Here is a 12,474-nt window from a genome sequence, read left to right on the forward strand (position 1 = left end):
GTCCTTCAGTCGGAGACCAGCTCGATGCCGGAGGCGCCTCGCACGGCCGCCTCGGCGAGATGCACGGCCGACGCGCTGGCGCGGCTGCGGTCGAGCGGAATGTTGTAGGTGATGCGCGCGCCGTAGGCGCCGGGCGCCTGCGGATCGACGCGCACCTTGTCGAAAACCAGCACGCGGCTGCCCAGCGTGAAGCCTTCCTTGAGGTCGTGTGTGACCATGAAGATCGTAGGCTTCGATTCGCGCCACAGGTCGGAGAGCAGTACGTGCATGTCCTTGCGGATGCCGGGGTCGAGCGCGCCGAACGGTTCGTCGAGCAGCAGCACGCGCGGCTTCGTGATCAGCGCCTGCGCGATGGCGAGACGTTGCTGCATGCCGCCCGAGAGTTGCTGCGGAAACTTGTCGAGCGCCGCGCCGAGGCCCACGCGTTCGAGCATCGCCGCCGCCTCGTCGCGCGCCGCGCGCCGGCGGGAGCCGAACAGCCGGCCGGTGAGCTGCGCGTGCGGAAGTTCGAGCGCCAGCATCACGTTGCGCAGCACGCTCAGGTGGTCGAACACCGAGTAGCGTTGAAACACGACGCCGCGATGCCGGTCGGGCTCGGCCGGCAGCGGCTTGCCGTCGAGCAGGATCGTGCCGCGCGTCGCGCGTTCCTGACCGAGCAGCAGCCGCAGAAACGTCGACTTGCCGCAGCCGGACGCGCCGACCATCGAACAGAACTCGCCTTCCTTGACGGTCAGATTCAGACGCTCCAGCACGACCTGGTCGCCGTACTCTTTCCAGACGTTGCGGACTTCGATCATCGCGCGCCTCCGTACCACGGGAAGCACCATTGCGTGAGCCGGCGCAGCAGTTCGTCGGTGAGCCAGGCGAGCAGCGTGATCCACGCGACGTACGGCAGGATCAGGTCCATCGCCAGATAGCGGCGCACGAGGAAGATGCGGTAGCCGAGGCCGTCGGTCGACGCGATCGCTTCGGCGGCGATCAGAAAGAGCCACGCCGCGCCGAGCGACAGACGCGTCGCCACCAGCAGGCGCGGCAGCAATTGCGGCAGCACCAGACGCAGAATCACGGTCCAGCTCGTGGCTCCCAGCGTTTGAGCCTTGACCCACAGCTCGACCGGAATCTCGCGGGCGCGGGCATGCAGGTCGCGAATGATGACCGGCGTGATGCCGACCACGATCAGCACGACCTTCGACAACTCGTCGAGTCCGAACACGATGAACAGGATCGGCAGCACCGCGAGCGGCGGCACCATCGAGACGACGGTGATGAATGGCGAGAGCGTCGCGCCGACGAGCGGAAACGAGCCGGTCGCGATGGCTGCGACGAGCGCGATCACGGCACTCACGGCGAGGCCGATGCCGAGCCGCCGCAGGCTCGACAGCGTGTCGGCCCACAGCAGGTATTCGCCGGTGCGTTTGTCCTCGGTGAAGGCGGCCGATTTCACCGCATCGCTCATTTGCGTCGCGCTTGGCAGCAGCTTGTCATCGGGATTGAGCGAGAGCCGCATCGAGGAGCCGGTGAAGTAGACCGCGAACAGCACGGCGAACGGCAGCAGGAGCAGCATCAAGCCGCCGATCCGGCTCGGATGTCGATTGATGAGTCGCATGGTGAACGCCTGGTGGAGTGACTGGAGTGGGAGCCTGGGATAGGTGCCTCGGATAGGAACCTGAAGCGGGAGCTCTGATAAGGAACCCTGAACGCCCCTCTCAGAGCTTGCCCGCCGCCGCCATCGCAACGTAGGTCGGATCGAAGCGCAGCTTGACGTTGTTCCGGTTGCCGACGACGACGCCCTTGTCGAACGCCATGCCGACCGCATCCGCGCTCTTCGCGTCCTGTCCGAGCAGGCCATGATCGAACGAGAACTGCGCGACGCGCGTCATGATCTTCGGCATGTCGGGGTTCGTGACGAAGGCGAGCGCGGCTTGCGGCGAATAGAAGAGGGCGGTCGTCGACAACTGGCCCTTGAAGTTGGCGAGATCGGTGCCCGAGGCCTTGGCCATCGAGGTCAGCGCCGAGGTGCTGGCCGCGGAGTTGGCGTGCATCAGCGCGACCATTTCGAACCAGGCGCCGGTCAGTGCTTTGCCGAGCGCGGGGTTCTCCTGCAGCGTCTTCGTGTTGACGACCATCATGTCCATGATTTCGCCGGGGACCTTGCTGGAGTCGAATACTTCGCTGACGTTTGGCTGCGCCTTCAGATCGGCGAGCATCGGGTTCCAGGTGACCGTGTTGCGAACCGAAGGGGTTGCGAAGGCGCCGGAGATATCGGCGTCCGACGTGTTCACGACCTTGAGGTCGCGCTCGCTCATATGCGCGCTTTCGAGCGCGCGCGCGAGCAGGTAATGGGAAACGGAGAACTGCACGAGGTTGACCTGCTGCCCCTTCAGGTCGGCGATCTGTTTGCCCTTGCCCTTCATCAGCACGCCGTCGTTGCCGTTCGAATAGTCGCTGACGATCAGGGCCGTCGAATCCACGCCGCCGGCCGCGGGAATCGTCAGCGCGTCCATGTTGGTCATCGCGCAGCCGTCGAACTTGCCGGCCGTGTACTGATTGATGGATTCGACGTAGTCGTTCAGCTGCACGACGTCGACATTGATGCCGTATTTTTTGGCCCATCTGGACACGATGCCCTGGGTTTTCGCCTGGCCCCACGGCATCCAGCCGGCGTAGATGGTCCAGCAGACCTTGAAGTCGTTGCGGCCCGCGGCGAACGCGGAACCGGAGGCGAGTGTGGCGAGGGAGACGGCGGCAATGCCAAGACAGCGCACGAGCTTGAACATGGGTTGACCTCGGATGGGACGGTTAGCGACGGCAGGGAGCAGCGCAAACATCGCGTTCTCTCCCGGGCTTTTGTCCCGCCGTGTAACCTCGCCTGAGGTCGACAGCTCTCGGACCAGCACCTGCGCGAAGCAGGCCGGAACCCTAGCCGTCCATTGCCAGATTGTTTGTCGAACCGGAGGTTGCGCCGGCTCCTTGCGCGCTCTTTAAAGCGGGAAGCGTGCCAGGGGCGATGTCGCGGCTGAGTCGAGGACCTGGTGCGGCGAAGGCGGCGTTTTTGCCCTGGGGCGGGGACGGCGTGCACTGATGTGCGTCAGGGCGTGCACTTGATTCGGGCGGTGGGGGAGTGGCAAGTCGCCGGGGTGATGACTCGGCTTTGCGCCGTCCACTGCATGATTCTCAAGCGAAACGGCACGTCACCGGCGCCCGTTCAAGGGCGTCGGTGAACAACGAGATAGCGGTGATTTGAGTTTGAGCGTGCGGTCGCGCTACGCGTTGCGGCTTCGTGAAGCCTGTGCCATTTTTCGCGGTCGTCGTGTCTCAAGGGTGCGCTACGCCGGGCGTGGGCGCTTGCCTTTGACCCGGCGGAAGGCGAAGAGAGCGGCGAGCCGCGTCAAAGCGGATTCGGCAGTGTGTTGGAAGGCGCGAGGGGTGGCGTGTCGAGCAACGCGGCTTTCGCGGCGAGCAGGCCGTTTTCGTCCGTTTCGAAGCGGCGCAGCCAGGCGGCCGTCGATTGGCGCGTGTTGTAGACCGGTGCCCCCGCGTTGACGGTGCCGCGTTGAAGAACATCCATCTCCTGAGCTCGTATTGCGCGCAGCGCATGGTCGAGGACCACGTAGGCGGGTGGCGGAACTGGAGGTTTGTCCTCGTTGTCCGAGATGCCTGATTCGGGCAGAACACCAGCGCGAATGGCGATTCCTGCACCGTAATCACCGATCGAGAACCAGCTCGGCGGTAACTCGGAGCGCAACGCCGCGACTCCGCCGGTCTCCGCGAGCATCGGCTTGCTGATTGCGGTCAGCCAGTTGACGGTTTTGATTTTCCCTTTCAGGTCGCGGACGGAGTTGAACTCCGGCCTGCCCACGTCGAGGCCTGGCATGAGTTGCGAAATCCAATATTCTGTTGGCTCGTTCGGCTCGGCTTCGGTGGGTGACAGATTGACCGCGCATCCTGCCTGGCCATGGACCGCGCTCACGCGCGTGGCCGCGTCGAAGAACAGCTTGGCGAAGGCGTCCGGGTTCTCCTGAACCGCGACGATTGGCCAGGAGAACGCCAGGGAGTTGAGCCCTCGTGTGCCCATCTTCTCTTGCCATTGGCGCAGGCCGGTGATCTTGAACTCGAACAGGCTCGCGTCCGACGCGCGCTCTCCGCCGACGTAGCAGAAGTCGAAGCGATCTTCCGGGCCGAGACTCGCGGCGATAGCTCTCATGGGCTTGGCCTTGGCGAACGTTTGCGCGGTCTTCCCGTTATGCCACAGGAACGTCAGCTTGCAGCCCGGTGACGCGCAATAGTCTTCGAAGCAATCGACGAGCGCCTCGCGGACGGCAGTGTCGAACGCTCGCTCGAAGTAAAGCGAAGCGCGGACGACGACTGCGGCGCCGATGCCCTCGTGGGCGTAGCGAGGCTCCAACAGCGCGTTTTGCACCAGCGCCTTGCCCTGGTTGGCTTTGGCCCAATCGAGAAAGTTCTTGTCCATGGTCGTTCGATGCCGGCAAATCTGAATTATGGAACGGGAATTGGTGTGGGCGGCATTGGCAATCCGCCCATGCCCGGTAGCGACGAGGGGCCTTGCCCCATCATCTGGCGCAACGAACGGCCGAGCCCGGAAAGCGCTTCGGAGAGCGCACGAACGGGACTTTCGCCGTTGTCGTCCTCCGAGCAGTCGCAGTCTCCCGGCCCCATCGTCGCGACCTTGCTGGGGGAGCCGGCGATCCGCGCGTAGTCGTCGTCCTGTTCGGGATCTTTGGTTTGCGGCGGAAACTTGATCTCTATCACGCCCTTAATGTTGTCTTGGGTCGGCGGGAGCGAGCCGTCCTTGACGATAACGATGTCTGGTCGGCGCACGGCGTTGGAGCCAGTGGAATACGCGTCCAGGCCCCCCGGCCAGTATTTGGCGATCCAGCCCGGCAGGTAGGGGTGTGCCTCGGTCGGTGACGCTGAGCGCATGATTGGCGCGGGTGGCGTCTGCGTCATGTCGTAGTTCACCTCGGATTTGTAGGGGCTCTGCCAGTCCATCGATCGGTCAACGTCGCGCAGGTTCCGCGACACGCACTGCTGCCTGAGGCTTTGCCCGGTGGACCCGGTGTCCGGCTCGCGACTGCACACGCAAATGGCTTTGCAGATGACCTTTTTGTCGATCGGGTCGGGAAACGCCGGCCGCAGTTGAACCGGCGTCGTTTGGCCGCCGCTCGTCAAGCCTCCAGCTCCAGAGCCGGTCCCGTAGCCGGGGCCGCTCATGCACCATCCTCAACGCCTGCTGACTGCGTCGACTCCGACGAGAACCGTAGCGACGCGGGGGCGTCGGCTTCGTGCCATTGCGTGTATCCGCTTGCGTCGGTCTGTCCGGAAAGAGTTTGGCCGTCGGTGGTGTGAAGTGTGTAGGGGTGGTTGGCGATTGGCTTGCCGGTCGTTTCGTCCAGCACCTGGAACCGGCCTCGATACGGCCCGGCTCCGTCGCCTGTTGCCTCGTGGTTGGCGATTGCTCCCGCTTGGCCGCTCGCCCCGCTGGTGGGCTGAGCCGTCGCGACCGATTGGGACGCGATCAGCGTGGCGCCGCAAGCCGTTTTGTCGCCTTCAAAGGCCGGCGGCTTTCCATGCATGGTCATCCCGCGCGGCAGGATTTGGACGATCGGGTAGACGCCCCCGCACTTGGGGCACGAGACCATGTCTCCCAAACGGGCGACGGATTTGCTTTCGACCTGGCTGTTAGGCGAACACTCTGCCACCGTGATCTGTCGTATCGCCTTCGCGAATAAAAGCGCTCATTGCAAGCTGACGAAGTTTCGGTAGGGCTTCACTTTAACCGCTTCGTATGATGATATCGAAGCGGTCGGCTGAAAACGAAGAGATTGAAGCGGAGACATGCGTCAATTCTTCGGCCAGCGCGTTGCGCGCCTCGGTAGCCAGCGTACCGGTCGGGTAATGAACATGGATCAGAGGCACGGCGGTCCGCTCCTTCGATAGAAACAGGTCGTAACAACATAAGCGTGTAAGCCGGCCTTGGGACAAAGACGTCGGCCAGATGTGGCGCATCCGCCAATTTATAAAGCTCGCTGTTGATGAAACTCGTCGGTGTCCGGCATTCTGGCTCAGATGCCTTGACCGCCCGACACTTCGATGCGCTGTGCGTTGACCCAGCGGTTGTCCTCGGACAAGAGGCTGGCGATCATCGGCCCGATGTCGTCAGGCACACCGACGCGACCCAAAGCCGTCATGTCCGCGAAGAACTTGTTGAATTCCGGGGTATCACGCACGGCGCCGTTGAAGAAATCAGTCTCGATCGCGCCCGGCGCCACCGCATTGACCGAGATTTTGCGGCGACCCAGTTCCTTGGCCATATATACGGTCAGTACCTCAATTGCACCCTTGACCGAGGCATAAGCCGACCAGCCTTCGGCAGACACTCGGGTCAGACCAGTGGACAGGTTCACAATGCGCCCCCCGTCAGCGAGCAGGGGCAGCAGCTTCTGTGTGAGGAAGAACACGCCCTTGAAGTGCACATTGACCAGTTTGTCGAACGCGTCCTCGCTCATCTCGGCAATCGGCGCCACGTCGCCATGTCCGGCGTTGTTGACGAGATGGTCGAAGCTGTCGCGCTGCCAGGTCTGGTGCAACGCGGTCCTCAGCCGTTCTGCGAAGGCCGCGAAAGTGGTGGCGTCGTCGGCGTCCAGTTGAAGGGCTACCGCCTTGCGACCGAGCTTCTCGATCTCGGCGACCACGGCCTTGGCTTCTGCTTCGCGACTGTGATAGGTAATGATGACGTCGCCGCCCCGACTGGCGATGGCCAGGGCGGTATTGCGGCCGAGGCCGCGGCTGGAACCCGTGACGACAGAAATCCTGCTCATGAACGACTCCTTGGTAACGTGTAAGAAGGCGTTCATTTTGTCGCGCGGAACGTGGATTACCTTTGCCTGAATCGCCGAGTTCTTGGCCTTTTCCTCCGAAGGTGGATTTCGCGCCGCCTGAAACGCGCTAGGATGCCGAGGTAAAAAACGCTCGTAGCACGACGATATGAACGACACCCTGCTCGACGCGGTGCGCCGCTACGCGAGTGCCTATACTGGCCCGACAGGCGTGGCCCAAACTCCCATTCCGGCCCTGACCACCATCCGGGCGACCCAGCCGAGCGGGATCGACTATGCGATTTCCCGGCCGCTGGCCTGCCTGGTGTTGCATGGAGGCAAGCGGGTCACGATGGGTACGAAAACGTTCGACTTCAGCGCCGGCGATTCGCTGCTGATTACGGCCGACGTGCCGACGGTAAGCCAGGTCACGCGCGCCAGCGCCGCCGAGCCGTACTTCTCGCTGGTGCTGGATCTGGATCTGACGGCTATCGCCGAACTTGCCGTGGAGATGAAACTGGGGCCCGCGGCCCAAGGGTCGCCCGTGCGGGTTGAGCCATCCGACTCAGAGGTGGCCGATGCAGCGCTGCGCCTGATGCGGCTGATCGAACGCCCCGCGGCGCTGCCCGTTCTGCAGGCCCAGCTCGTGCGGGAAATGCACTACTGGCTGCTGGTCGGAAAACACGGCGCCGCGATCCGTCACTTGGGCTGGCCGGAGAGCCACACCCAGCGCGTGGCACGTGCTGTCGCCCTGCTGCGCAGCGAGTTCGCGCAGCCGCTGCCGATCGAGCGGCTGGCGTCCGAGGCCCGCATGAGTCCATCGTCGTTCTACCAGCATTTCCGGGCGGCGACCTCGTTGTCCCCGTTGCAATTCCAGAAGCAATTGCGCCTGATCGAAGCTCGCAGGCTGATGGCGTCGGAAGGTGTGTCGGCCAGCGGCGCGGCGTTTTCCGTGGGCTATGAAAGCGTCCAGCAATTCACGCGGGAATACCGGCGAATGTTCGGCCTACCTCCGAGCAGAGACGTCGATGCCATCAAGGATGCTACCAGCACCGTTGCTGCGGGAAGGTCTGCAGAAGCTATTCTCGGAGCGCGCCTTTTACCACTTGAACCGAATCAGTCGTGAGAATCCGCTGACAGCCGGTCGGCGCTTCCATGTTGCGTCGGCGCCCAAAACCGGCGCAAGCCTATCCTGCTGCTGTAAGGACTTTCGCTGTATGTCAACTACGGTTTATGGGCCGTGGATGACCGTCTCCGTTTGCGTTTTCAACTCCCCGGATACGCAGGGCTGCTGCGCGCGTAACACGTTGTTCTGCGCCGCTCACTGGCATCGTTCGCTTTCGATGCTTATTTTATTTGCGCGAGCTGCTACCTACAGCCTTCACAGGCGCGCACAGGATTTGCGCGAAGGAGTGAACCTCTGCGCACGATGTTTGCTTGGTATGGAGTACGACTTGATCTTTACCGGTCGCGTGATTTGCGATTCCTTTGCCGTGAGGCGGTAGATGCTGCGTGTGCGCTTAGCCGTAGAGGTAGCAGACTGCATCCCTGTAACCGGCCTTGTCACGCCGAAACTGCTGGCGCGGGCCACCATATCGAAGCCGCACGAGCGCTCCCAATTCCATCAGAGACGCAGCCTGCGCGGCGAGGATCAACCGCCGCGGAATGGGGCTGGCCAGCAGGATAGCCGGGGTTTGCTCCCGTTCGGTCTGACCTCCTGTTGCTATGACACATTGCAGCGTGGCGGGAACGACTCGGTACTACACGGTAGCCGCCGGCGCGCGATAGCATCCGCTCCCGGAAAATCGCTCGCATCTAAAACGTTTGGGCTTTAGATGCGTAATGCCCCTGTTCGGGCGCATTCCCGGCGTTCCAGAACAAAAAAGCCGCTGCTTCGTGAGAAGCAGCGGCTTTTTCTTGCAACTGGTGGCGAATCAGGGACTCGAACCCCGGACCTGCGGATTATGATTCCGTCGCTCTAACCGACTGAGCTAATTCGCCGAAAGAAGCGAGATTATGCTGACGCAGCCGGAGGCTGTCAACCCCCGGCCCACAACTTTTTCAGACAGCGCGGACTGCTGCCTAAGCACGGCCGCCGGACACCCCCTCAATCCTTCGCATAAATATCCGAGTCCTTGGTCTCGCGCACGAACAGCATGCCGATCACGAAGGTGACCACCGCGATCACGATCGGATACCAGAGCCCCGAGTAGATGTTGCCCTTCGCCGCCACGATCGCGAACGCGGTCGCTGGGAGGAAGCCGCCGAACCAGCCGTTGCCGATGTGATACGGCAGCGACATCGACGTATAGCGGATGCGCGTCGGGAACATCTCCACCAGCATCGCCGCGATCGGCCCGTACACCATCGTCACGTAGATCACGAGGATCGTCAGGATCACGATGCTCATCGGCCAGTTGATCTGCGCGGGGTTGGCCTTCGGCGGATAGCCGGCGGCCTTCAGCGTCGCGGCGAGCGTCGTCTCGAACAGCTTGGTTTGCTCCTTCGCGTCGGGCGCGTGGCCGTCGAACGTGTTGACGACGGTGTCGCCCACGCGGATCTGCGCGATCGTGCCGGCCGGCGCCGCGACGTTGTCATAGTTCAGGCCGGCCCGCGAGAGCGCGCCCTTCGCGATGTCGCACGAGGTCACGAACTTCGCCGTGCCCACCGGGTTGAACTGGAACGAGCACTCGGCCGGATCGGCGATCACGACGATCGGCGACTTCGCCGTCGCCGCTTCGAGCGCCGGGTTCGTGTAGTGCGTGAGCGCCTTGAAGAGCGGGAAGTACGTCAGCGCGGCGATCAGCAGGCCGGCCATGATGATCGGCTTGCGGCCGATCCTGTCCGACAGCGAGCCGAAGAACAGGAAGAACGGCGTGCCGATCAGGAGCGCGAGCGCGATCATGATGTTGGCGCTGGTGCCGTCGACCTTCAGCGTCTGAGTGAGGAAGAACAGCGTGTAGAACTGGCCCGTGTACCAGACCACAGCCTGGCCGGCCGTCAAGCCGAGCAGCGCGAGAATCACGACCTTCAGGTTCTTCCACTGGCCGAACGCCTCGGAGAGCGGCGCCTTCGAGGTCTTGCCCTCGGCCTTGATGCGCTCGAACACCGGCGACTCGTGCAGTTGCAGGCGAATCCACACCGACACCGCGAGCAGCAGGATCGACACGATGAACGGAATACGCCAGCCCCATGTGCCGAACGCGTCTTCGCCCATGAACGTGCGCACGCCGAGAATCACGAGCAGCGACAGGAACAGGCCGAGCGTCGCGGTGGTCTGGATCCACGCCGTGTAGAAGCCGCGCCGGTTCGCCGGTGCATGTTCGGCGACGTAGGTCGCGGCGCCGCCGTATTCGCCGCCGAGCGCGAGGCCCTGCAGCAGCCGCATCGCGATGAAGATCACCGGCGAAGCGATGCCGATCGACGTATAGCCGGGCAGGAAGCCGACGAGGAACGTCGACAGGCCCATGATGATGATCGTGACGAGGAACGTGTACTTGCGCCCGACCATGTCGCCGAGACGCCCGAACACGATCGCGCCGAACGGCCGCACCGCGAAGCCTGCCGCGAAGCTCAGCAGCGTGAAGATGAACCCCGCGGTCGGATTGACGCCGGAGAAAAAGCTCTTGCTGATGAAGGCCGCGAGCGAGCCGGCCAGGTAAAAATCGTACCACTCGAAAACCGTGCCCAGCGACGATGCGAAGATCACCCGCTTCTCATCGCGCGTCATCGGCACGTGCGAGATTTGCCCGCCAACGGTAGCCATAGGTCGTCTCCCATATTGATATGCACGCGGATCGCCGGCTCAGGCGTTCCCGTGCAACCGATTATTGGAGTGGAAACTTACGGCCTACTGACGCGGCGGCCGGGCAGGGGATGTCCCTGATAAATCGGCGAACGAACCGTCAACGTGCGTTCAATGTCGCACAAGATTCGCTTAATTGTGCCTAATTGTCGAGCGTGTATCTCAAAATTGCGGATGTGCGATACCTGACGTCAGGCCGCGTTAGGGTAAGTCCCGCCCCCGTTCGGGCACCTGCAAGCTGATGCGCACGAGCGTTCCCGCGAGTCGCGGCGACTCCTGGTAGACGTTGTCGTCGATGGTCATCTCGCCGCCGTGCATCGCCGCGATCTCGCGCACGATCGCGAGCCCGAGGCCGCTGCCGTCGCCCTCGCGGCCGAGAATCCGGTAGAAGCGCTCGACCACGCGCGAGCGTTCGGCGGCCGGTATGCCGAGGCCGGTGTCCTCGACTTCGAGATGCACGAGCCGCGCGGCCGCGTCGTTGCGCACGCGCACGGTGATGCGCCCGCCCGCCGGCGTATAGCGGATCGCGTTGTCGATCAGGTTCGACAGCAGTTCGCGCAGCATCACCGGATTGCCAGCCACTTCGACCGGCTCGTCGGGCGCCTCGTAGCCAAGGTCCATCTCCTTGGCGAGCGCGGGCTGCACCCATTCGCGCACCGCGCTGCGCGCGAGTTCGCCGAGTTCGACCGGCGTGAAGATCTGTCCCGAGCGGCGGTTTTCCGCGCGTGCGAGCGCGAGCAATTGCGTGACGAGCCGCGCGGCGTGCTCGGAACTGGTCGCGATCTGTTCGAGCGAGCGATGCACCTCGGCCGACGCGTTCTGCCGCAGCGCCAGCTCGGCCTGGGTGCGCAGGCCGGCGAGCGGCGTTTTCATCTGATGCGCAGCGTCGGCGATGAAGCGTTTCTGCAACTCCATGTTCTGTTCGAGGCGCGTGAGCAGATCGTTGAACGAGGTGACGAGCGGCTCGATTTCGGGCGGCGCTCGCTGCGCTTCGAGTGGCGACAGGTCGTCCGGGCGCCGCGCGCGGATGTGCGCCTGCAGCGCATGCAGTGGCGCGAGCCCGCGCGACAGGCCGAACCACACGAGCAGGATCGCGAGCGGCAGGATCACGAACTGCGGCAGGATCACGCCCTTGATGATGTCGTTGGCGAGCTGGCTGCGCTTGTCGAGCGTTTCGGCGACCTGCACGAGCACGGGCTGCGCGTCGCGCGTCTGCGGAAACTCGACGGTCGTGTAGGCGACGCGGATGTCGTTGCCGCGCAGCACGTCGTCGCGGAATTCGACGATGCCCGGTTGCGGCCGGTCTTCTTCGTGCGGCAGCGGCATGTCGCGCTCACCCGCGACCAGTTCGCCGCGCGTGCCGAGCACCTGGTAGAACACGCTGTCGACGTTGTCCGCGCGCAGGAAATCGCGCGTCGAGTCGGGCAGCGACAGCTCCGCGACGCCGTTGACCGGATGGATCTGGCGCGCGAGCACGTAGGCGTCGGTTTCGAGCGCGCGGTCGAACGGGCCGTTCGCGATCGACTTGGCGACCAGATAGGTGACCGCGAGGCTCATCGGCCAGAGCAGCAGCAGCGGCGCGAGCATCCAGTCGAGAATTTCGCCGAACAGCGAGCGCGGGCGCGCCTCGGCGGCGGCTTCGGTTTCGTCGGGCGGGGCGAACGGGTTGGCGTAGCGCGCGTCGCGCGCCTCGTCGAGGTCCGCCGCGTGCGCCGGGGCACGGTCAGCGCGTGCGGACATCGCGGGCCTCTATTTGTAGTGGTGGCTCGCCGGCATCGCGGCCGATCCCGCCGATGCCGGCGAACTGGACGGGCCGGGTCCGGCGAGGGGGGC

10 protein-coding genes, 1 tRNA gene, 1 pseudogene and 1 riboswitch are annotated in these 12,474 nt (G+C 64.0%); of the genes and pseudogenes, 1 reads left to right on the forward strand and 11 read right to left on the reverse strand.

The genetic code is table 11. The annotated features are described in order from the left end of the window. Positions 1–5: 5 nt before the first annotated feature. From G3N58_RS21750 to G3N58_RS21785, 8 genes and pseudogenes are all read right to left on the reverse strand, one after another. Entirely contained in the window at positions 6–797 is a 792-nt protein-coding gene (locus tag G3N58_RS21750) for an ABC transporter ATP-binding protein (RefSeq protein WP_167040694.1), read from the reverse strand. Next, a complete protein-coding gene (locus tag G3N58_RS21755) occupies positions 794–1,606 on the reverse strand; it encodes an ABC transporter permease subunit (protein WP_167040697.1) in 813 nt (270 codons plus the stop codon). The genes G3N58_RS21750 and G3N58_RS21755 overlap by 4 nt, the downstream gene beginning before the upstream one ends. Positions 1,607–1,706: 100 nt before the next feature. Beyond that, positions 1,707–2,777 (reverse strand): putative urea ABC transporter substrate-binding protein, encoded by a 1,071-nt coding sequence (locus G3N58_RS21760; RefSeq protein WP_206000179.1) that lies wholly within the window; start codon positions 2,775–2,777, stop codon positions 1,707–1,709. A gap of 57 nt (positions 2,778–2,834) precedes the next feature. Continuing rightward, positions 2,835–2,934, reverse strand: a riboswitch (guanidine-I (ykkC/yxkD leader). A 454-nt stretch (positions 2,935–3,388) separates the two neighbouring features. Continuing rightward, complete coding sequence (locus G3N58_RS21765; protein WP_206000180.1) at positions 3,389–4,471, reverse strand: type VI immunity family protein; 1,083 nt, start codon at positions 4,469–4,471, stop codon at positions 3,389–3,391. A gap of 26 nt (positions 4,472–4,497) precedes the next feature. Next, entirely contained in the window at positions 4,498–5,232 is a 735-nt protein-coding gene (locus tag G3N58_RS21770) for a VRR-NUC domain-containing protein (protein WP_206000181.1), read from the reverse strand. Next, positions 5,229–5,760 (reverse strand): annotated as a pseudogene (locus G3N58_RS21775) (PAAR domain-containing protein). The gene G3N58_RS21770 and the pseudogene G3N58_RS21775 overlap by 4 nt, the downstream one beginning before the upstream one ends. Before the next feature lie 33 nt (positions 5,761–5,793). Continuing rightward, entirely contained in the window at positions 5,794–5,937 is a 144-nt protein-coding gene (locus tag G3N58_RS21780; RefSeq protein ID WP_167040709.1) for a hypothetical protein, read from the reverse strand. 146 nt (positions 5,938–6,083) lie between these two features. Beyond that, positions 6,084–6,839, reverse strand: coding sequence for an SDR family oxidoreductase (locus G3N58_RS21785; RefSeq protein ID WP_167040712.1), 756 nt, complete (start codon positions 6,837–6,839; stop codon positions 6,084–6,086). 166 nt (positions 6,840–7,005) lie between these two features. On the opposite strand from G3N58_RS21785, the gene G3N58_RS21790 reads away from it, so the two are divergent. Then, positions 7,006–7,962 (forward strand): AraC family transcriptional regulator, encoded by a 957-nt coding sequence (locus G3N58_RS21790; RefSeq protein ID WP_167040715.1) that lies wholly within the window; start codon positions 7,006–7,008, stop codon positions 7,960–7,962. Between the two features lie 798 nt (positions 7,963–8,760). Here G3N58_RS21790 and G3N58_RS21795 read toward each other — a convergent pair. From G3N58_RS21795 to G3N58_RS21805, 3 genes are all read right to left on the reverse strand, one after another. After that, positions 8,761–8,837 (reverse strand) — tRNA-Met (locus G3N58_RS21795). A 106-nt stretch (positions 8,838–8,943) separates the two neighbouring features. Next, positions 8,944–10,602, reverse strand: a complete 1,659-nt coding sequence (locus G3N58_RS21800) for an MFS transporter (protein ID WP_167284973.1) — start codon at positions 10,600–10,602, stop codon at positions 8,944–8,946. Positions 10,603–10,842: 240 nt separating this feature from the next. Further along, on the reverse strand, positions 10,843–12,381 hold the full coding sequence (locus G3N58_RS21805; protein WP_167040770.1) for a sensor histidine kinase: 1,539 nt from the start codon (positions 12,379–12,381) through the stop codon (positions 10,843–10,845). Between the last annotated feature and the right edge of the window lie 93 nt (positions 12,382–12,474).

The organism is Paraburkholderia sp. Ac-20342 (assembly GCF_017104985.1).
GTDB lineage: Bacteria > Pseudomonadota > Gammaproteobacteria > Burkholderiales > Burkholderiaceae > Paraburkholderia.

Bases quoted from the DNA above. Each gene is read 5' to 3' on its own strand.
- G3N58_RS21750 (WP_167040694.1), bottom strand. From the start codon at position 797: ATGATCGAAGTCCGCAACGTCTGGAAAGAGTACGGCGACCAGGTCGTG.
- G3N58_RS21755 (WP_167040697.1), bottom strand. From the start codon at position 1,606: ATGCGACTCATCAATCGACATCCGAGCCGGATCGGCGGCTTGATGCTG.
- G3N58_RS21760 (WP_206000179.1), bottom strand. From the start codon at position 2,777: ATGTTCAAGCTCGTGCGCTGTCTTGGCATTGCCGCCGTCTCCCTCGCC.
- G3N58_RS21765 (WP_206000180.1), bottom strand. From the start codon at position 4,471: ATGGACAAGAACTTTCTCGATTGGGCCAAAGCCAACCAGGGCAAGGCG.
- G3N58_RS21770 (WP_206000181.1), bottom strand. From the start codon at position 5,232: ATGAGCGGCCCCGGCTACGGGACCGGCTCTGGAGCTGGAGGCTTGACG.
- G3N58_RS21785 (WP_167040712.1), bottom strand. From the start codon at position 6,839: ATGAGCAGGATTTCTGTCGTCACGGGTTCCAGCCGCGGCCTCGGCCGC.
- G3N58_RS21790 (WP_167040715.1), top strand. From the start codon at position 7,006: ATGAACGACACCCTGCTCGACGCGGTGCGCCGCTACGCGAGTGCCTAT.
- G3N58_RS21800 (WP_167284973.1), bottom strand. From the start codon at position 10,602: ATGGCTACCGTTGGCGGGCAAATCTCGCACGTGCCGATGACGCGCGAT.
- G3N58_RS21805 (WP_167040770.1), bottom strand. From the start codon at position 12,381: ATGTCCGCACGCGCTGACCGTGCCCCGGCGCACGCGGCGGACCTCGAC.